General features: G+C 64.3%; 17 protein-coding genes. 11 read left to right on the forward strand and 6 right to left on the reverse strand.

Translation table 11 applies throughout. The features are described from left to right. Positions 1 to 21 precede the first annotated feature (21 nt). The 10 genes from N8H22_RS04190 to N8H22_RS04235 all read left to right on the forward strand — a co-directional run bounded on the left by N8H22_RS04190 (position 22) and on the right by N8H22_RS04235 (position 10,267). A complete protein-coding gene (locus N8H22_RS04190) occupies positions 22 to 1,068 on the forward strand; it encodes a glutathione S-transferase family protein (RefSeq protein WP_264589374.1) in 1,047 nt (348 codons plus the stop codon). A 128-nt stretch (positions 1,069 to 1,196) separates the two neighbouring features. Further along, positions 1,197 to 1,652 carry an ATPase gene (locus N8H22_RS04195; RefSeq protein WP_264589375.1) on the forward strand — a complete coding sequence of 152 codons (456 nt, stop codon included), beginning with the start codon at positions 1,197 to 1,199 and terminating at the stop codon, positions 1,650 to 1,652. A 133-nt stretch (positions 1,653 to 1,785) separates the two neighbouring features. Further along, positions 1,786 to 2,223 carry a YqaA family protein gene (locus tag N8H22_RS04200; RefSeq protein WP_264589376.1) on the forward strand — a complete coding sequence of 146 codons (438 nt, stop codon included), beginning with the start codon at positions 1,786 to 1,788 and terminating at the stop codon, positions 2,221 to 2,223. Positions 2,224 to 2,301: 78 nt separating this feature from the next. Then, positions 2,302 to 3,366, forward strand: a complete 1,065-nt coding sequence (locus tag N8H22_RS04205; RefSeq protein WP_264589377.1) for an AraC family transcriptional regulator — start codon at positions 2,302 to 2,304, stop codon at positions 3,364 to 3,366. A gap of 200 nt (positions 3,367 to 3,566) precedes the next feature. Then, entirely contained in the window at positions 3,567 to 4,334 is a 768-nt protein-coding gene (locus N8H22_RS04210; RefSeq protein WP_264589378.1) for an SDR family NAD(P)-dependent oxidoreductase, read from the forward strand. An 11-nt stretch (positions 4,335 to 4,345) separates the two neighbouring features. After that, positions 4,346 to 5,530: an acetyl-CoA C-acyltransferase gene (locus tag N8H22_RS04215; RefSeq protein WP_264589379.1), complete on the forward strand. Its 1,185-nt coding sequence runs from the start codon at positions 4,346 to 4,348 to the stop codon at positions 5,528 to 5,530. 9 nt (positions 5,531 to 5,539) lie between these two features. Continuing rightward, complete coding sequence (locus N8H22_RS04220; RefSeq protein WP_264589380.1) at positions 5,540 to 6,679, forward strand: acyl-CoA dehydrogenase; 1,140 nt, start codon at positions 5,540 to 5,542, stop codon at positions 6,677 to 6,679. Between the two features lie 130 nt (positions 6,680 to 6,809). Then, a complete protein-coding gene (locus tag N8H22_RS04225) occupies positions 6,810 to 8,429 on the forward strand; it encodes a long-chain fatty acid--CoA ligase (RefSeq protein ID WP_264589381.1) in 1,620 nt (539 codons plus the stop codon). A 66-nt stretch (positions 8,430 to 8,495) separates the two neighbouring features. Further along, entirely contained in the window at positions 8,496 to 9,581 is a 1,086-nt protein-coding gene (locus N8H22_RS04230) for a CaiB/BaiF CoA-transferase family protein (RefSeq protein WP_264589382.1), read from the forward strand. Between the two features lie 473 nt (positions 9,582 to 10,054). After that, complete coding sequence (locus tag N8H22_RS04235) at positions 10,055 to 10,267, forward strand: hypothetical protein (protein WP_264589383.1); 213 nt, start codon at positions 10,055 to 10,057, stop codon at positions 10,265 to 10,267. A gap of 770 nt (positions 10,268 to 11,037) precedes the next feature. On the opposite strand, the gene N8H22_RS04240 is transcribed toward N8H22_RS04235, so the two are convergent. The 5 genes from N8H22_RS04240 to N8H22_RS04260 are packed head-to-tail and all read right to left on the reverse strand — an operon-like array spanning position 11,038 to position 16,578. Beyond that, entirely contained in the window at positions 11,038 to 12,189 is a 1,152-nt protein-coding gene (locus N8H22_RS04240; protein ID WP_264589384.1) for an acyl-CoA dehydrogenase family protein, read from the reverse strand. Positions 12,190 to 12,228: 39 nt separating this feature from the next. Then, positions 12,229 to 13,323, reverse strand: a complete 1,095-nt coding sequence (locus tag N8H22_RS04245) for an enoyl-CoA hydratase/isomerase family protein (RefSeq protein WP_264589385.1) — start codon at positions 13,321 to 13,323, stop codon at positions 12,229 to 12,231. A gap of 2 nt (positions 13,324 to 13,325) precedes the next feature. Next, complete coding sequence (gene mmsB, locus N8H22_RS04250) at positions 13,326 to 14,216, reverse strand: 3-hydroxyisobutyrate dehydrogenase (protein WP_264589386.1); 891 nt, start codon at positions 14,214 to 14,216, stop codon at positions 13,326 to 13,328. 34 nt (positions 14,217 to 14,250) lie between these two features. Continuing rightward, positions 14,251 to 15,024 carry an enoyl-CoA hydratase gene (locus N8H22_RS04255; RefSeq protein ID WP_264589387.1) on the reverse strand — a complete coding sequence of 258 codons (774 nt, stop codon included), beginning with the start codon at positions 15,022 to 15,024 and terminating at the stop codon, positions 14,251 to 14,253. A gap of 48 nt (positions 15,025 to 15,072) precedes the next feature. Next, the gene (locus N8H22_RS04260) at positions 15,073 to 16,578 is read right to left on the reverse strand and encodes a CoA-acylating methylmalonate-semialdehyde dehydrogenase (RefSeq protein ID WP_264589388.1); all 1,506 of its coding nucleotides are present in this window, start codon (positions 16,576 to 16,578) and stop codon (positions 15,073 to 15,075) included. A gap of 160 nt (positions 16,579 to 16,738) precedes the next feature. Between N8H22_RS04260 and N8H22_RS04265 the strand changes: the two genes are divergently transcribed. Next, a complete protein-coding gene (locus N8H22_RS04265; protein WP_264589820.1) occupies positions 16,739 to 17,632 on the forward strand; it encodes a LysR family transcriptional regulator in 894 nt (297 codons plus the stop codon). Positions 17,633 to 17,641: 9 nt separating this feature from the next. Here N8H22_RS04265 and N8H22_RS04270 read toward each other — a convergent pair whose 3' ends face one another. Beyond that, a complete protein-coding gene (locus tag N8H22_RS04270; protein ID WP_264589389.1) occupies positions 17,642 to 18,721 on the reverse strand; it encodes an endonuclease/exonuclease/phosphatase family protein in 1,080 nt (359 codons plus the stop codon). Between the last annotated feature and the right edge of the window lie 127 nt (positions 18,722 to 18,848).

An 18,848-nucleotide genomic window follows, 5' to 3' on the forward strand; every position in this document is an offset into this window, starting at 1 on the left:
AAAAACGACTGGAGGCCGCGAATGGGATTGTTGATCGATGGCCAGTGGCACGACCGCTGGTACGAAAGCCGCGACGGACGCTTCGAGCGCGAGCAGGCCAAGCGTCGCTACTGGATTACCGCCGATGGCGAGCCCACCGCCAACGGGCAGCCGGGTTTCAAGGCCGAGTCTGGGCGTTACCACCTGTATGTGTCGCTCGCCTGTCCGTGGGCGCATCGCACGCTGATCTACCGCAAGCTCAAGGGGCTCGAAAGCCTGATCGACGTCTCCGTGGTGAGCTGGCTGATGGCCGAGCACGGCTGGACCTTCGACCAAGCCACCGGTTCCAGCGGCGATGCGCTGGATGGCGACCGCTTTCTGTACCAGCGCTATACCCGTGACGATCCGCACTACAACGGTCGGGTGACAGTGCCGCTGCTGTGGGATCGGCAGCAGCAACGTATCGTCAACAACGAGTCCGCCGAGCTCATCCGTATCTTCAACAGCGCCTTCGATCATGTCACCGGCTCGATGATCGACCTCTATCCGCAGCCGTTGCGCGGCGAGATCGACGCACTCAATGCGCGCATCTACCCGACGATCAACAACGGTGTCTACCGCGCCGGGTTCGCCACAAGCCAGGCGGCCTACGAAGAGGCGTTCCGCGAGGTATTCGGCACGCTGGACTGGCTGGAACGCCGCCTCGACAAGCTGCGTTACCTCGCCGGCGAGTACCTGACCGAAGCCGACTGGCGCCTGTTCACCACCCTCATTCGTTTCGATGCCGTCTATCACGGCCATTTCAAGTGCAACCTGCGGCGCATCGAGGATTACCCCAACCTGTCGAACTGGTTGCGCGAGCTGTACCAGTGGCCGGGCATCGCGGAAACGGTCGATTACCGTCACATCAAGGGGCATTACTACCAGAGCCATCGGCAGATCAATGCCAACGGCATCGTGCCGCAAGGCCCAGCACTGGGGCTGGAGCGTCCGCATGATCGACAGCGCCTGGTCGGGCGGGGAATCTGGACGCGGCAACCGGAGGCTGCCGCAATCCCGACAGCGAGCCGCCGGAGCGCAGCCCCTTAATCTGGATCATTGTCAGTGTATCGCTGCTGCGGCAGGCTGCCGCCAGTCGGGTTCGTTCGCCGGTGCTCGAAGCACATGCGGGCTATCCTGAAAGAAACTGCTGACCGCAACGGCCGGAGAAAAGCGCCATGAAAATCGAACGCTTCGAAGACCTGATCGACTGGACGCGCGAGACACACGGCCTGCTGGCCAGGTGCATGGCGCACAGCTCCGACAGGCACGCGGAGACCCGCGCAAAGTGGCTGCTGGTCTATCTCGCCGATCACGAGCGGGCGCTGGCGGAAACCATCGGCAAGATCGAACAGCACGCCGATCCGAAGGCGCTGCACACCTGGATCTACGACTATCTGGCGCGTACTCCGGTATTACCGAACCAGGCGTGCAAGCCCTACGAGAACATGGACGTCGACGAAATCTCCCGCGAGATCTTCGATGTGCACAATCAGGTCCTCGATCTCTACCGCTCGCTGGCCCGGCGAGCCGACATCGATGGCGCACGGTCGCTGGCCGATGACCTGCTGCAATTGGAAGAGCACGAGACGATGCGGCTGGCACAGCAGGTCGGGCGCATCAACGAGATGTGAGCGGGCTGCTGCAGCCGTAACCGGCCCGGCGATGGTAGGCAGTTCGGCGCGCGTCATGCTTGTCGAAGGGCAAAGAGTGCGCCATTGCGTGCATACTGCGCGGCCGAGCGAGGCCGACAGGTGCTAGTGATCGATGTGGGAGCTTTCCGGATATCTGGGACTTTTCCTGGCGGCATTCGGCGCCGCAACGCTGCTGCCGATGCAGTCCGAGGCGCTGCTGGCCGGCTTGCTGCTATCCGAGCGCTATGCCGTGTGGGGCCTGGTGGCCGTAGCCAGCGTTGGCAATGTCCTGGGTTCGCTGGTGAACTGGCTGCTGGGCCGCTACGTCGAGCACTTCCGCCATCGGCGCTGGTTTCCCGTCAGCCAGCGACAGATGCTCAAAGCCCAGCAGCACTATCACCGCTACGGGCGCTGGACGTTACTGCTCAGCTGGATGCCGGTCATTGGTGATCCGTTGACGCTGATTGCCGGGGTGATGCGCGAGCCGCTGTGGAGCTTCCTGCTGATCGTCACGCTGGCCAAGACTGCGCGCTATCTGATGGTGATGGGCCTGACCCTGGGCTGGATGTGATGCGCTGGCGGGTTGGAAAACCGCAGGCGGCTGGACAATCATGGCCGCTGCGTTCTGCACAAGGAGCCGGCCACGCGCATGGCTAATAACCAATCCTCAACGCCGCACAGGCATGCCACCGTGGGCACGCACAGAGACAGCATCTCCGTGCGGCTGGTGCATGAGGCGCTGCTCGGCTTCGTACGTCCGGGGCTGTCGGCCGAGCAGCTGCTGACCGAGTTGGGATTCGATCCAGCCTGCCTGCAGGATCTGGCCGGTCGTGTCGACGTGCGCGATTACAAGCGGCTCTGGCTGGGCCTGGCCGAACGTTTCGACGATGAGCTGTTCGGTATGGACCCGCGCCGGCTACGCTCGGGCAGTTTCGTCTTCATCAGCCGCTGCTGTATCCAGCAACCCACACTGGAAAAGGCCATGCAGCAGGCGTTGAGCTTCTTCGGTCTGGCGTTGGAAAATTTCCGCGGCAAACTGATCCGCAGCCAGAGCCTGGCTGAGGTGGTGCTGCGTGAGCGCAACGCCGAGCCGGCGCGTGCGTTCTGCTACTTCACCTTCTGGATGCTCCTGCACGGCCTGGCCTGCTGGCTGGTGGGGCGACGCATCCCGCTGCTGGCGGTCGAGCTGCGCTGTGACGAGCCGGATTACACCGACGACTATCGGGTGATGTTCTCCGACAACCTGCGCTTCGGCAGGTCATCGACACGCCTCATTTTTGCCGCCGAGGTGCTCGACCTGCCGATCCGCCGCAGCGAGGCGGAGCTACGCAGCTTTCTCGCCGAAGCTCCGGCGAACATTCTGGTGCGCTATCGCGACCATTCCAGTCTCGCCAGTCGCATCAAGCAACATCTACGCAGCCTGCCGGCCGAGCGCTGGCCGGACGGTGAGACGCTGGCGCAGGCGCTGTGCATGTCCGCGTCGACGCTGCGTCGCCGTCTGGCAGAAGTGGGGCAACCCTATCAGGCCATCAAGGACGGGCTGCGTCAGGACATGGCCACCGAATGGTTGGCCGATGCCGCCATCAGCTACGGCGAAATTGCCGAGCGACTGGGCTTTGCCGACGTCAGCTCGTTCTACAAGGCATTTCGCAAGTGGACCGGGATCAATCCCGGCCACTACCGCAATCTCATCCTGGCGCCGGAACGGCGCTGAGCCTTCTGGCGGTACCTCCCAGCGTTGCCCTCCGCGTGCATCGTTACCGCTGACGGTGCTGGAACTGTCGGTGTGCTTGCCTTTTGCCATTGGCCAAAACGGTCAGGCAGGTTGAGAGCATCGACCATTGCCGCTCTCGTGTAGCTGTCTAAAGATGATCCCGGCTTCGCACCGAACAACAACAAACACGGGAGAGAGCCATGCAGGTTCAGGGCAACGTATTCCTCATTACCGGCGGCGCCTCCGGCCTGGGTGCTGCCGCTGCGCAGGCGCTGGTCGAAGCGGGCGGCAAGGTGGTATTGGCCGACCTGGATGAAGCCGCCGCCCACGCCACGGCGCAAGCGCTGGGGCCCAATGCCCTTGGCGTCGCAGCCGACATCCGTGACGAGGCGACCGCGCGTCATGCGGTCGCCGTCGCTCGCGAACACTTCGGCGGGCTGCACGGACTGGTCAATTGCGCCGGTGTCGCCGGCGGCGAGAAGGTTCTCGGTCGCAACGGCCCGCATAGCCTCGATAGCTTCAGTCGTATCGTCGGCATCAACCTGATCGGCAGCTTCAACATGTTGCGCTTGGCCGCCGAGGCAATGGCCGAGAACGCTCCGGACGCCAACGGCGAGCGCGGCGTGATCATCAATACAGCTTCCATCGCGGCCTTCGACGGACAGATCGGCCAGGCAGCCTATGCCGCGTCCAAGGGCGGCGTCGTCAGCCTGACCTTGCCGGCCGCCCGCGAGCTGGCGCGCTTCGGTATCCGCGTGATGACCATCGCCCCCGGCGTGTTCGAGACGCCGATGATGGCCGGCATGACCCAGGAAATCCGCGACTCGCTGGCCGCGGGCGTACCGTTCCCGCCGCGGCTGGGCCGTCCGTCCGAATACGCCGCGCTGGTGCGGCACATCTTCGAAAACAGCATGCTAAACGGCGAGGTGATCCGTCTCGACGGCGCCTTGCGCATGGCCGCCAAATGAAGGAAACAAAGATGAAAGATGATCCGATCGTAATCGTCAGCAGCGCGCGCACGCCGATGGGCGGCTTCCAGGGTGACCTGCTGGGCATGACCGCTCCGCAGCTTGGCGCGGCTGCCATCCGCGCAGCGGTGGAGCGCAGCGGGCTGCCGCCGGAGAACGTCCAGGACGTGCTGATGGGCTGTGTGCTGCCGGCCGGACAGGGGCAGGCTCCGGCACGCCAGGCGGCGCTGGGCGCCGGGCTGACCCGCGCCACCACCTGCACCACGCTGAACAAGATGTGCGGCTCAGGCATGCAGACGGTGATCCTGGCGCATGACCAGCTGCTCGCGGGCAGCTCCGACATCGTCGTCGCCGGCGGCATGGAGAGCATGAGCAACGCCCCGTACCTGCTCGACCGCGCCCGTGGCGGTTACCGCATGGGACATGGCCGCGTGCTCGATCACATGTTTCTCGACGGCCTCGAGGATTCCTTCGACAAGGGTCGCCTGATGGGCTCGTTCGCCGAAGAGTGCGCTGATACTTTCGGCTTCAGTCGCGAAGCGCAGGACGCCTATGCGCTCGAGTCGCTGCACCGGGCGCAGGCGGCGATCAGCGAAGGCCGTTTCGCCGAGGAAATCGTCACCCTGGAAGTCACCCAGGGTCGGCAGCAGCGACTGGTGCGTGACGATGAGCAGCCGCCCAAGGCGATGCCGGAGAAGATTCCGAGCCTGAAGCCGGCGTTCCGCGAGGGCGGTACGGTGACCGCCGCGAACTCCAGTTCGATTTCCGACGGCGCCGCTGCGCTGCTGCTGATGCGCCGCTCCGAGGCCGAGCGCTGGGGCCTGCAGCCGCAAGCGGTGATCCACGGTCACGCGGCTTATGCCGATGCACCGAATTTGTTCACCACCGCGCCGATTGGGGCGATCCGCAAGCTGATGGAGCGCACCGGCTGGCGCCTCGATGAGGTTGACCTGTTCGAGATCAACGAGGCCTTCGCCGTGGTGGCGATGGTCGCCATGCGCGAGCTGGGGCTGGATCATGCCAAGGTCAACGTCAACGGCGGCGCCTGTGCACTGGGGCATCCGGTTGGCGCCTCCGGCGCACGCATCCTGGTTACGCTGCTGGCAGCCCTGCGTGCGCGCGGCTTGCGACGCGGCGTGGCGGCGATCTGCATTGGCGGTGGCGAGGCCACGGCCATGGCGGTTGAACTGCTGTAAGGAGGCCGCATGCTGCCAAATGAAGAGCAGACCAGCATCGGCGAGATGGCGCGGCAGTTCGCTCAGGAGCGACTGAAACCCTTCGCCGAGCAGTGGGACCGCGAGCACCGTTATCCGGCTGAGGCGATCGGCGAGATGGCCGCGCTCGGCTTCTTCGGCATGCTGGTGCCGGAGCAGTGGGGCGGCAGTGACACCGGTTACCTGGCATACGCCATGGCGCTGGAGGAGATTGCCGCCGGCGACGGTGCCTGCTCGACCATCATGAGCGTGCACAATTCAGTGGGCTGCGTACCGATCCTGCGTTTTGGCACCGAGCAGCAGAAGCGCGACTTCCTTATGCCGCTGGCGCGCGGTGAGCAGATCGGCGCGTTCGCCCTGACCGAACCGCAGGCCGGCTCCGATGCCAGCAGTTTGCGTACTCGCGCCCGGCGCGACGGTGACCAATATGTGCTCAACGGCGCCAAGCAGTTCATCACCTCCGGCAAACACGCCGGCACGGTGATCGTCTTTGCGGTGACCGACCCGGAGGCTGGCAAGCGCGGTATCAGTGCCTTCATCGTGCCAACTGACAGTTCCGGTTATCAGGTGGTACGCGTCGAGGACAAGCTCGGCCAGCACGCGTCCGACACCTGCCAGATCGCCTTCGAAGACCTGCGTGTACCGGTGGCCAACCGACTGGGCGAGGAGGGCGAGGGCTACCGCATTGCCCTGGCCAACCTGGAAGGCGGACGCATCGGTATCGCCGCCCAGGCGGTCGGCATGGCGCGGGCGGCATTCGAGGCGGCGCGCGACTACGCCCGGGAGCGCGAAACCTTCGGCAAGCCGATCATCGAGCACCAGGCGGTGGCCTTCCGACTGGCCGACATGGCGACGCAGATCGCCGTGGCGCGGCAGATGGTGCATCACGCCGCCGCGCTGCGCGAAGCCGGGCGGCCGGCGTTGGTGGAAGCTTCTATGGCCAAGCTGTTCGCCTCCGAGATGGCGGAAAAGGTCTGCTCGGCGGCGATCCAGACTCTGGGTGGCTACGGTTATCTGGCTGACTTCCCAGTGGAACGCATCTACCGCGACGTGCGTGTCTGCCAGATCTACGAGGGCACCAGTGACATCCAGCGCCTGGTGATCGCACGCAACCTCGGAGGGCCGAACTGACTATCACCCGTGCCTTCTCAGGCGATGGGGTAGCCATGCTGTAGCACGTGATGCCGGTAGAACGCCGTTTCCTCGACCGGCACTTCGACAATAAAAACAAGATGAGGTAGGAAACATGCAACCAGGTTTGATGCAGAACGCTCCCCTGTTGATCAGCAGCATTCTCGCCCACGCGGCCGGTGCGCACGGTGACCGCGAGATCGTCTCGCGGCTGGTCGATGAGCCGCTGTGGCGCTACGACTACGCCGGCCTTGCTGCCCGCGCGGCACGTGCCGCCACCATGCTGAAATCACTCGGCATCGGCCCGGGCGACTGTGTGTCGTCGCTGGCGTGGAACACCCACCGTCATTACGAGCTGTTCTTCGCCGTGCCCGGCATTGGAGCCGTGCTGCATACGGCCAATCCGCGGCTGTCCGACGAACAGATCGTCTACACCATCAACCATGCCGGCAGTCAGGTACTGATGTTCGACAGCAGCTTCGCCGAATGCGTCGCCAGGCTGCGGCCCCGTCTGGGCAATATCCGGCATTTCATCGAGCTGGCAACCCAGCCAAAGGCGGACCTTCCCGACGTGCAGGGCTACGAGGCGTTGATTGCAGCCGGGCAGCCGTTGGACTGGCCGCAGTTCGACGAGAACGCCGGTGCAGTGCTCTGCTACACCTCCGGTACCACCGGCGATCCCAAGGGCGTGCTCTACAGCCATCGCTCGGTGGTCCTGCATGCGATGGCCGCTGGGTTGTCCGGCGCGTTCGGCCTGTCTGCCTTCGATTGCATCATGCCGTGCTCGTCGCTGTATCACGGTACTGCCTGGGGCCTGCCGTTCGCTGCGGCGATCAACGGCTGCAAGTTCGTGCTGCCATGCGACAAGATGGACGGCGCGAGCCTGCAGGAGCTCATCAAGAGCGAAGGCGTGACCCTGTCCGGCGGGGTGCCAACCATCTGGACCATGTACCTCGCCCATCTGGAACGCAGCGGCGAGGATTCCGGCAGCCTGGCACGGCTGGTGATCGGCGGCTCCGCCGTGCCGCGGGCGATGGCCGAAACCTTCCAGACCAAGTACGGCGTTGCGGTCTGCCAGCTCTGGGGCATGACCGAGACCAGCCCGCTGGGTGTGGTCGCGACGCCGACCCCCAAGCTCGCCGAACGCGGCCAGCAGGCCACTAACGACACCATCTGGACGCGGCAGGGCCGTCTGCAGTTCGGCATCGAGCTCAAGGTGGTGGACGAGCATGGGCGTGATTTACCGCGTGATGGCGTCAGTTCCGGCAGCCTCAAGGTGCGCGGCCCGTGGACGGTCGAGCGTTACTACCGCAGCGAAGTCAGCGCGCTCGATGAGGATGGCTGGTTCGACACCGGCGACATCGCCACCCTGGATGCTGATGGCTTCATGCGCATCACCGACCGCAGCAAGGACGTGATCAAGTCCGGCGGCGAGTGGGTCAGCTCCATCGACATCGAGAACGTCGCCGCCGCCTGTCCCGGGGTGAAGGTGGCCGCGGTGGTCGGTGTGTTCCATCCGAAGTGGGAGGAGCGCCCGGTGCTGGTGGTCGAACCACACGGCGATACCGAGGTCACGGTGGACAAGATCCTCGCCCATCTGGAGCCGAACATCGTCAAGTGGTGGATGCCAGACGCGGTGATCTTCGATGCGGTGCCGCTGACCGCCACCGGCAAGATCGACAAGAAGGTGTTACGCGAGCGTTACCGTAACCACCTTGTCGAGAACCAGCTGAATGCGGTGAACCAGTAGTCGCCGCCGCACAGCGCTCTCGAATCGAAGCGGGGCGCCTGCGGCAGCCAGGAACGAGGACGATGTATGAGCGAGGCCGAGCAGAATCGTCAGGGGCCGCTGTGTGGCCTGCGCGTGCTGGAGTTCGCCGGCATCGGTCCCGGACCGCATTGCGCGATGCTACTGGCGGACATGGGCGCCGAGGTGCTGCGTATCGACCGCGAGGGCGGTACGGGATGGTCGAACCCAGTGGTCGATCGCGGCCGCAAGGTGATGACGCTGGATATCCGCAACGATGCCGGGCGGGCGCGCTGCGTGGAACTGGCGCAAGGCGCCGACGTGCTGATCGAGGGTTTTCGTCCGGGCGTCATGGAGCGGCTGGGCCTGGGACCGGACGAGCTGCTGGCGCGCAACCCGCGGCTGATCTACGGCCGCATGACCGGCTGGGGTCAGACCGGGCCGCTGGCCAAGGCGGCCGGGCACGACATCAATTACATCGCGCTGACCGGTGCGCTGGCGGCGATCCGTGGCGAGAGCGGCCCGGCGGTGCCACCGCTGAATCTGGTCGGCGACTTCGGCGGCGGCTCGCTGTATCTCGCAGTGGGCATTCTCGCCGCGCTATGGGAGCGCGAACGCTCCGGCCAGGGCCAGGTGATCGATGCGGCTATTGTCGATGGCGTGTCGTCGCTGATGACCTTCTTCGCCGGGCTGCTGCCCAGTGGGCGTATCGACATGCAGCGCGAACGCAACCTGCTGGGCGGAGCGGCACCCAATTATCGCTGTTACGTCTGTGCCGACGGTCGCGAGATCGCCGTCGGCGCGCTGGAACCGCAGTTTTGGGGCGAACTGCTCCAGCGTATCGGTGCGCCGGAGCCGCTTCAGGATGGCTGCGCGGATGCTGCGGCATGGCCAGAGCAGGGCGCCGCGCTGGCACACCTGTTTGCCCGCCGCACCCAGGCCGAATGGTGCGCCCTGCTGGAAGGCACCGACGCCTGCTTCGCGCCTGTGCTGCCGCTGGCCGAAGCGGCGCAGCACGTGCACCTGCGCCAGCGTGGGGTCTATGAGAATCTCGACGGCCTGCTCCAGGCGGCGCCAGCACCGCGCTTCTCGCGTACTCCCGGCAAGGCGCGGCGCACGTTGCGAGTGGCGGATACCGACGGTCGCTGGGATTGATCCGCACCGCACCGCAGCGAACGAGAACTAGAGGGGCTGCCAGCAGGGCTTTGAAGAGCGTATTGCAGTAGTGGCTGACGCTTAGATTTATTAAGAAGGCGAAACAATTAATTAAGCTGTAGAGATTAATGAGTCATGCCGCTGGTTACTTCTGGCTGCAATCGTTTGGATGTCGCCGATAGTGTCGAAGTTTGGCCGCTGTATAGCGACAGGTTGTTCGCCGTGTCGCAATGTTTTCTTAACTTATTGATTGGCTGTAACCCGGCCCGCGCGATCCTCGGCTCCGGTGTAAATTCCGTGCGCGCCTCGTACCAGTGAAAGTAGCTCATCGCGGCGGCGGCTTGTATTTCTTGTCGCAAGGCTGCAACGCTCGCCCTAGACGTGCCGCGCGTCGGGTTGCATTGCGTCGGCACGAGAGCTGGCTACCCTTGAATCAGATGCCAATTATTACAACAACAAGAGGGGAGTCAGACATGAACAATAACAACGAGCCTGTAGTTGCACTCGAGTTGTGCCGTTTCTGTGCGCATTGCATCGCTGCCATTGTTGTGGCTGGAATGTTGTTTGTTGGCCTGATCGGATCTTGGAGTGTGGCCCTCAATGTCGGTCTGGTGCCGCTATTGGCGATTGCCGCTTCCGATCTGTTCGCCAAACGTCAGGAAGAAGCATTGCTGGCGGATATCTAGGCTACAGAACCCAGCATGCAAACGTGCCGTGCTGTGGTTTGCGCGAAGACTGCGGCGACAGCGGGATTCCCCTGCAGTCGCCGTGGTTTTTCTCGCTTCCGACGCTGACCGTACCCAGCCGCGCTGCGGCGCTCGCGTTACGGTGCCTACACTTGGGACCCTGCTTCGATGTTACTGCTGGCCGCTGCCGTAACGGTGTGTGGGGCGCACGGTAACGTCTTCGTGGCTGTTTTCGTTCGATAGGTGACTCATGAAAAACACAAGCCGTTGAAAATAAAGGAGTTTATAAAGTTGGCACGGCTACTGCTTTATCTCCTGTACAACAAAAACAAGAACGCTCAATTCCATAACAAAAACAACACGTAACGGCTCCGACACAATAAAAACAAGCACGTGGAGGCGTAGCAAACTGATTCTTTTGGAGAGGAATTGCCCGACAGGTTTCCTGTCGACCGGACCGAGAACAACAAAACTGCCCTGAGGCAGCTCCAGAACCGGTTGAGCCCGCAAGGGCGGTGGCAACATCAGCGACCAAAATAATCCGTTTGTTCTTTAAGTCCCTGGGTGTGGGACTGCTAGTGGACCGTGAGGTCCGACCGGGCTTCGAAAAAAAACAACAAGTCCGTCAGCAGAAGAAAAACAACGCAAGACCTCTTTGAAGGGGGAGCCATCGGCTCCCCCTTCGTGCTTTTTGCTTTCCGATTTTCTGTCCGTCACGGCCGGTCGGGCGCCCCCCTGAGCGGCGCGGACGCAGCCGGCGGCGAAGGCCGTCAGAGCGGGTAGTTGGCCAGCTCGCGGGCAATCAGCAACCTCTGGATCTCGCTGGAGCCTTCGTAGATCTGCGTGATCCGCGCATCGCGGTAGTAACGCTCGACCGGATAATCCTCGAGGTAGCCGTAGCCGCCGTGGATCTGCACCGCCAGCGAACAGACTTTCTCCGCCATTTCCGAAGCGAACAGCTTGGCCTGGGAGGCTTCGGACAGGCAGGGCAGGCCGGCGCTCTTCAGTCTGGCGGCATGCAGGATCAGCAGGCGTGCGGCGTTCAGCTGGGTCTGCATGTCGGCGAGCATGTTGGCGATGCTTTGGTGCTCGGCGATCGGCTTGCCGAACTGCACGCGCTCGCGGGCATAGAGCAGGGCGGCTTCGAAGGCCGCACGGGCGATACCCAGGGCTTGCGCGCCGATGCCGATACGCCCGCCTTCGAGGTTCGATAGGGCGATGGCGAGGCCCTTGCCACGTTCACCGAGCAGGTTTTCCTGTGGGATGCGGCAGTCGCTGAGCGAGACCGCGCAGGTGTCCGAGGCGCGGATGCCCATCTTGTGTTCGCTGCGTTCCACCGCGAAGCCGGGGGTGTCGGTGGGCACCAGAAAGGCGGAAAGTCCCTTCTTGCCAAGGTCCGGATCAGTCACCGCGAAGACGATGGCCAACTTCGCCCGCTTGGCGTTGCTGCAGAACTGCTTGCTGCCGTTGAGCACCCACTGGCCGTCCGCCAGTTCGGCGCGGGTACGCAGGTTGTGCGCCTCGGAACCGGCTTGCGGTTCGGTGAGGGCGAAGCAGCCGATGGCGCGGCCGCTGGCCAGCTCCGCCAGCCATTCGTCCTTCTGCGCCTGCGAGCCATAGTTCAGCACCGGGCCGCAGCCCACCGAGTTGTGGATGCTCATCAGCGCGCCGGTGGCGCCGTCGCCGGCGGAGATTTCCTCCACGGCCAGGGCGTAGGCGACGTAGTCGATATAGCTGCCGCCCCATTGTTCCGGGACGACCATACCGAGCAGGCCGAGCTCGCCCATCTGGGCGACCAGGGCGTCGTCGATCCAGCCGGCCTTCTCCCAGGCTTGCGCGTTGGGCGCGATCTCACGGCGGGCGAAGTCGCGCGCCATGTCGCGGATCATGCGTTGGTCTTCGCTGAGTTCGAGGTCATGCATTGCGCGTTCTCTTCTTGTTGTTGTGCTGCCAAAGAGTCTTCAGGCGGTTGCGCTGCGACGTGCCTTGCCGGTTGTGGCCTTGAAGCCGTCGAAGAACGCCTGGACGCGCTCCGGCGTGACCTCTGCCAGCGTGGGCGGATTCCAGCGCGGCGACTTGTCCTTGTCGATGATCAACGCGCGCACGCCCTCCATGATGTCGCCCTTGGCGAACCACTGGCGGTCCAGGTGCAACTCGAGGGCAAAGCAGTCAGGCAAGGGTAGCTCGCGACCACGGCGCAGCATTGCCAGGGTCACGCACATCGCCAGGGGTGAGCGGCTGTCGAGCACCTTGAGCGTTTCCTCGGTCCAGTCACTGAATTCGCTGCGGGATTCGGCCGCCAGTGAGGCGCGAATGGCCTGCACATCGGTCTTGGCGAAGTGCTCGTCGATGGCCTGGTGCAAGGCCTTCAGCTCCGAACCCGGCAGCTTGCTGGTGCCCAGCGTCGCCACCAACGTGCGCAGCGCCTCCTGCGGATGGATCGTCCAGCTCATGTGGTCGAGGCAGCGATCCAGTTCGGCGATCTGATCGTGGCTGATGCACCAGTCGGCCAGACCGACGTAGAGTGCGTCGGCGGCACGGATCGGCAAGCCGGTGACGCCCATGTAGGTGCCCAGTTCTCCCGGCAGACGCGAGAGGAAATAGCTGCCGCCGACATCCGGAAAGTAGCCGATTCCGACTTCCGGCATGCCCATGCGCACGCGCTCGGTGATCACGCGCAGCGATGCACCCTGGGCCAGGCCCATGCCGCCGCCGAGGACGAAGCCATCCATCAGCGCCAGCAGCGGTTTTGGATAGGCGTGGATGTACTGGTCGAGGGCGTATTCCTCCTCGAAGAAGGTTTCGTGCTCGGTGTCGCCGCGCTGGAAGCTGTCGTACAGCGAGCGGATGTCACCGCCGGCGCAGAAGGCTTTTTCGCCATTGGCCCGCAGCACCACGGCATGGATCTGCGGATCGGCTGCCCAGGCGCCGAGCTGCTGCTGGAGCAGGCGGACCATCTCCAGATTGACTGCGTTGAGCCCAGCCGGGCGGTTGAGGGTGAGGTGACCAACGTGATTGCGCACGGCGGCCAGTACGGGGCGTTCGGTTGCACTCATGTTCAAGTGTCCTTGCGGTACTGATTGATGATCGCCGAGAAGTCGAGGCCGCCATGGCCCTGGGCGCTGAAGCTCTGGTAAAGCTGCTGGGCGAGGGCGCCGAGGATTACCGGCTGGCGCACCTGCTTGGCTGCCTCGGTGGCCAGGCCGAGGTCCTTGAGCATCAGGTCGCTGCCGAAGCCGCCGCTGTAGCCGCGTGACGCCGGGACGTTGTCCAGTACGCCGGGGAAGGGGTTGTAGGTGTCGGAACTCCAGCAGCGGCCGCTGGAGGTGTTGATCACGCCGGCCAGGGTCTTGGCATCCATGCCCAGCGCAACGCCCAGCGCCATGGCTTCGGCGACGCCGATCATGGAGATGCCCAGCAGCATGTTGTTGGCGACCTTGGCCACCTGACCGTTACCGGCTGCACCGCAGTGCACGATGTTCTTGCCCATCGCCGCGAGGATCGGCTGTGCGCGTTCGAAGTCTGCATCGCTGCCGCCGACCATAAAAGTCAGGGTGCCGGCTGCCGCCCCGCCGGTGCCGCCCGAAACCGGTGCGTCGAGCATCGGGTTGCCATGCTCGGCGGCGGCCTTGGCCACTTCGCGGGCGCTGTGCGGGTCGATGGTGGAGCAGTCGATCAGCATCACACCCGGGCGGCTGTTGACGATCAGGCCGCTCTCGCCCAGGTACACGCTTTTCACGTGGGGTGCAGCCGGCAGCATGGTGATGATCAGCTCGGCGTTGCCCTGGGCGATGGCAGTCGGCGTGTCGACCGGCAGCGCGCCGGCACCGACCAGATGCTCGACGGCTGCAGCGTTGAGGTCGAAGACGCTGAGCTGGTGGCCTGCCTTGAGCAGGTTGTGGGCCATGGGCGCACCCATGTTGCCCAAACCGATAAATCCGATATGCATGGCGTTTCCTCTTGTTGTTATGGCCCGCTGCAAGTTAACGATTGGTGAACTCGGGCTTGCGCTTCTCGGCGAACGCGGCCATGCCTTCCTTTTGGTCGGCGGTGGCGAATACCGCGTGGAACACCCGACGCTCGAAGCGGATGCCCTCGGCCAGTGTGGTCTCGAAGGCGCGGTTGACGCTTTCCTTGATCATCATGGTGGCCGGCAGGGATTTCTCGGCGATCACCCGGGCGGCTTTCAGGGTTTCCTCCAGCAGACTGTCGGCCGGGAACACACGGGCGACGAGTCCGGCGCGCTCGGCTTCGGCGGCGTCCATCTGGCGACCGGTCAGGCACATGTCCATGGCCTTGGCCTTGCCCACTGCGCGGGTCAGGCGCTGGGTGCCGCCAATACCCGGCAGCACGCCGAGATTGACTTCCGGCTGGCCGAAACGCGCGTTGTCGGCGGCGAAGATCATGTCGCAGAGCAACGCCAGCTCGCAGCCGCCGCCCAGGGCATAACCGGCGACCGCAGCAATCAGCGGCTTGCGGCGCGTGGCAATACGATCGGCTTCGGCAAAGAGGTCATCGAGATAGACCTGCGGGTAGGACAGCTCGGCCATTTCCTTGATGTCGGCGCCAGCGGCGAAGGCCTTGGCCGAGCCGGTGAGCACGATACAGCCGATCTGCGGATCGGCCTCGAGCTGGCCCAGGGCCTGGTTCAGCTCGCTGATCAGCTGCGCATTGAGCGCATTGAGCGCCTGCGGCCGGTTGAGGGTGATCAGCGCGACGCGCTCCTGGATGTCGACGAGCAGGGTTTCGAATGTCATTTCTGCGTCCTTGAGGGCCGGCGCGTCCGCCGGCCCGGTGGGGTTATGTCACTTCAGATTGATGGTGGTGTTGACCGGGCCGCCGACCTCGCTTTCATCGAACCAGCGCTCGGTGATGGTCTTGGTCTGGGTGTAGAACTGCACCACCTGCTTGCCGTAAGGGCCGAGGTCGCCGAGCTTGGAAGCGCGCGAACCGGTGAAGGAGAACATCGGTACCGGCACCGGGATCGGTACGTTGATGCCGACCTGGCCCACATCGATCTCTTCCTGGAAGTGCCGCGCCGCCGCCCCGGAGCGAGTGAAGATGGCGGTGCCGTTACCGTTGGGGTTGGCGTTGATCAGCGCGATGGCTTCGTCCATGGTCGCCGCGGCCATGACGCAGAGCACCGGGCCGAAGATTTCCTCCTGATAGATGCTCATCTCGCGGGTGACGCCGGAGAAGATCGTCGGGCCGACGAAGTTGCCCTTCTCGTAGCCGCTGACGCTCGGGTTACGGCCGTCCAGCTCCAGCTTGGCGCCTTCGCGTACGCCGCGTTCGATCAACCCGCTGACGCGATCCAGCGCCGCGCAGGAGACCAGCGGGCCGACATCGGTGCCGGCCTCGACGCCGGCGTTGACCTTGAGCGTCTGCGCCTTGGCCACCAGATCGGGAATCCAGGCCTGCGCTTCACCCACCAGCACCACCACCGAGAGCGCCATGCAGCGCTGGCCGGCCGCACCGAAGGCGGCGCCGGCGAGGTTGTTGAGGGTCTGTTCCTTGTGCGCATCGGGCAGCACGATGGCGTGGTTCTTCGCGCCCATCATGCACTGCACGCGCTTGCCGGCCTGGCTGGCGCGGTTGTAGACATGGGTGCCGACCCTGGTCGAGCCAACGAAGGACACCGCCTTGATATCCGGGTGATCGCAGATGGCATTCACCACGTCCGGCCCGCCGTGCACCACGTTGAGCACGCCCGGTGGCACGCCGGCTTCCAGCGCCAGTTCGCACAGACGCATGGTGACCATCGGGTCCTGCTCGGAGGGCTTGAGAACGAAGGTGTTACCGGTGGCGATGGCCATCGGGAACATCCACAGCGGGATCATCGCCGGGAAGTTGAACGGGGTGATGCCGGCGCAGACGCCCAGCGGCTGCAGCAGGGTGTAGGTATCGACGCCCGCGGCGACGTTGTTGGCCAGCTCACCGAGCTGCAGGTTGCCGATGCCGGCGGCGTGCTCGACCACTTCCAGGCCGCGGAATACATCGCCCTCGGCATCGGCCAGGGTCTTGCCCTGTTCGGCGGTGAGGATCGCCGCCAGCTCCTTCATGTTCTCGCGGATCAGCTGCTGGTACTTGAGGAAGATGCGTGCACGCGCGCCGATCGGCGTCTTGCGCCAGGTCTTGAAGGCTTCAGCCGCGCTGGCGACGGCGCGATCGATTTCCTCGGCTGTGGCGAACGGCACGCGCGCGAGGACTTCCTGGGTTGCCGGATTGACGACATCGCGCCATTCCTGAGTGGTGGATTCGACGAACTCGCCGCCGATCAGCAGTTTGACGGTGGGAATGGAACCGGTCATATCGCTCTCCGCCTGATTAGGCTCAGTTTGTTGTTATTGGCTCGCGGACAGCTGCGAGGGCTGTCATTGATCCTAGCAATGCAAAAAAACTCAGTACAAGGCGGCTGACTGCAGAGTCGTTGTGCAAATATGCACAGCAACTGAAAGACCGGTGATGAAAATGGACTGGGACAATCTGCGTTACTTTCTCGAGGTGGCCCGGGCAGGGCGCCTGACCACGGCAGCGCGTCGGCTGGCGGTCGATCACACCACCGTGTCGCGCCGCCTGCAGGCGCTGGAAAAGAGCATGGGCGCGCAGCTGTTCCTGCGTGAGCCGGGCGGCTACAAGCTCACCGAGGCCGGGCGCAATCTGCTGCCGCGGGTGGAGGCGATGGAAAGTGCCAGCGCGGCCATCGAGCATTCGCTGCCGAGCATGGGTGACGGCCTGTCCGGGCAGGTGCGCATCGGTGCCACCGAGGGTTACGGCACGGTGATGCTGGCGGGCCAGCTCACCGGGCTCAGCCGGCGCTATCCGCACCTGAACATCGACCTGCTGGCGCTGCCGCGTGCGGTGCGTCTGTCGCGTCATGAGGCGGACATTGTGATCACTCTGGAACGTCCGGAGCGCGGCCCGTTCATCATCACCAAGCTGACCGACTATGTGCTGCGGCTGTATGCGTCGCCGGCCTATCTGGCCGAGCACGCGCCGATCCACAGCCGCGAAGATCTGGCCGCGCATCGCTTCGTCAGTTATGTGGATGATCTGCTGTTCAGCAAGGAGCTGCTGTTTCTCGACGGCATCGCTGACGCCCGTTCCATCGGCCTGCGCAGCACCAGCCTGTTGGCCCAGCAGGAGGCCGTCGCGATGGGGGCGGGGATCGCCATCCTGCCGGCGTTTTCTGCCGATGCCGATTCGCGCCTGCAACTGCTGTTACCCGAGGAGATCAGCTTCACCCGTACCTTCTGGATGCTGATGCCCATCGAGTTCAAGGACCTTGCCCGCATGCGCACCACCTGGGACTACCTCAAGGAGATGGCGCAGCACAACCAGGCGCGGTTGTTGGGCATCGACTAATTCCGGCCGCTACGGATGCGGTACGTCCTCGGCGCTGGCTGCTTCGTCCGCGGTCTTTTCCCGCGCCAGTTGCTCGTCGTCGCGGTCGGCTTCAAGACCCTGCTGCGTGGCGGCGTGGCGTGGGTCGTACTGCAGTTCGATCAACATCGCGAAGTGATCCGAACCGAAACGCGGCAGGCGCGTCAGGCTCACCAGCCGGAAATGCGCGCTATGAAAGAAGTGGTCCAGCGGCCAGCGCATGAAGCACAGCCTGGCGTGGAAGCTGTTGAACATGCCACGCCCCACGCGCGGGTCCAGCAGCCCGCTGATCTTGCGAAACAGCCGGGTGGTGGGCGACCAGGCGACATCGTTGAGATCGCCGGTCACGATGATCGGTCCGTGGTCATCCTGCAGGCTTTTGGCGACAACCAGCAGCTCCACATCGCGTTCGGTTGACTCGGCGTTCTCCGTCGGGCTCGGCGGCGCCGGATGGAGAAAGTGCATGCGCACCGACAGTTCGTCGCTGACGCGCACTCGGGCATGCATCGATGGCACATCTGCCTCGACGAGAAACCGTAGCTGCGGATCCTCCAGCGGCAAGCGCGAGAATACGTGCATGCCGTACAGGTTCTCCAGGGGGCAGCGGATGCTGTAGGGATAATGCTCGGCCAGCCCGTCGAGTTGCGCCTCCCACCAGTGATCGGTTTCCAGCGTCACCAGTACGTCCGGTTGGTGTCGCCACACCAGCTCCAGCAACCGCGAAGCCTGGCGATTTGGCGCGAGTACGTTGGCCGCTATCACGCGAATGTGCGGCTGGTGTGCGTCTGCCTGGGCGGATTGCACCTCCTTCGGCCAGAGCCGCGTGTACGGCGCGATCCACCACAGCTGATAGGCGAGGCAGGACAGGCCGAGCATCGGCAGGGCGAAGTGCCAAGGCTGGGTGAAATTCAGCAACAGTCCTTGAGCGGCAAGCAGCACCAACAGCGCAGCGCTGGCCTGCAGCCTGGGAAACTCCCAGACGCGTACCCACCACACCGGGTTATCCCAGTGAGGTAACAGGCTGATCAGCACGAAGAACAACGTGGCGGCCAGCAAGATCCCTTCAGTCATGCTTCTCCCGTTCTGTCTGATGCCAGTGGCAGGCGATTGCTGCCTGGCTCAGCGTTCGACTACGGAGCAGGCAGTCGGTGCAACGTCCGACCGCCTGACAGCACGAAGGAATGGGCTGGACGGGCCG

The sequence above is a fragment of the Stutzerimonas sp. S1 genome (genome assembly GCF_025966695.1).
Classification (GTDB): domain Bacteria; phylum Pseudomonadota; class Gammaproteobacteria; order Pseudomonadales; family Pseudomonadaceae; genus Stutzerimonas.

Coding starts and splice junctions, on each gene's coding strand:
- N8H22_RS04205 (WP_264589377.1), top strand. CDS start 2,302: ATGGCTAATAACCAATCCTCAACGCCGCACAGGCATGCCACCGTGGGC.
- N8H22_RS04215 (WP_264589379.1), top strand. CDS start 4,346: ATGAAAGATGATCCGATCGTAATCGTCAGCAGCGCGCGCACGCCGATG.
- N8H22_RS04260 (WP_264589388.1), bottom strand. CDS start 16,578: ATGACCGGTTCCATTCCCACCGTCAAACTGCTGATCGGCGGCGAGTTC.
- N8H22_RS04265 (WP_264589820.1), top strand. CDS start 16,739: ATGGACTGGGACAATCTGCGTTACTTTCTCGAGGTGGCCCGGGCAGGG.
- N8H22_RS04245 (WP_264589385.1), bottom strand. CDS start 13,323: ATGAGTGCAACCGAACGCCCCGTACTGGCCGCCGTGCGCAATCACGTT.
- N8H22_RS04210 (WP_264589378.1), top strand. CDS start 3,567: ATGCAGGTTCAGGGCAACGTATTCCTCATTACCGGCGGCGCCTCCGGC.
- N8H22_RS04190 (WP_264589374.1), top strand. CDS start 22: ATGGGATTGTTGATCGATGGCCAGTGGCACGACCGCTGGTACGAAAGC.
- N8H22_RS04240 (WP_264589384.1), bottom strand. CDS start 12,189: ATGCATGACCTCGAACTCAGCGAAGACCAACGCATGATCCGCGACATG.
- N8H22_RS04225 (WP_264589381.1), top strand. CDS start 6,810: ATGCAGAACGCTCCCCTGTTGATCAGCAGCATTCTCGCCCACGCGGCC.
- N8H22_RS04195 (WP_264589375.1), top strand. CDS start 1,197: ATGAAAATCGAACGCTTCGAAGACCTGATCGACTGGACGCGCGAGACA.
- N8H22_RS04230 (WP_264589382.1), top strand. CDS start 8,496: ATGAGCGAGGCCGAGCAGAATCGTCAGGGGCCGCTGTGTGGCCTGCGC.
- N8H22_RS04270 (WP_264589389.1), bottom strand. CDS start 18,721: ATGACTGAAGGGATCTTGCTGGCCGCCACGTTGTTCTTCGTGCTGATC.
- N8H22_RS04235 (WP_264589383.1), top strand. CDS start 10,055: ATGAACAATAACAACGAGCCTGTAGTTGCACTCGAGTTGTGCCGTTTC.
- mmsB (WP_264589386.1), bottom strand. CDS start 14,216: ATGCATATCGGATTTATCGGTTTGGGCAACATGGGTGCGCCCATGGCC.
- N8H22_RS04200 (WP_264589376.1), top strand. CDS start 1,786: ATGTGGGAGCTTTCCGGATATCTGGGACTTTTCCTGGCGGCATTCGGC.
- N8H22_RS04255 (WP_264589387.1), bottom strand. CDS start 15,024: ATGACATTCGAAACCCTGCTCGTCGACATCCAGGAGCGCGTCGCGCTG.
- N8H22_RS04220 (WP_264589380.1), top strand. CDS start 5,540: ATGCTGCCAAATGAAGAGCAGACCAGCATCGGCGAGATGGCGCGGCAG.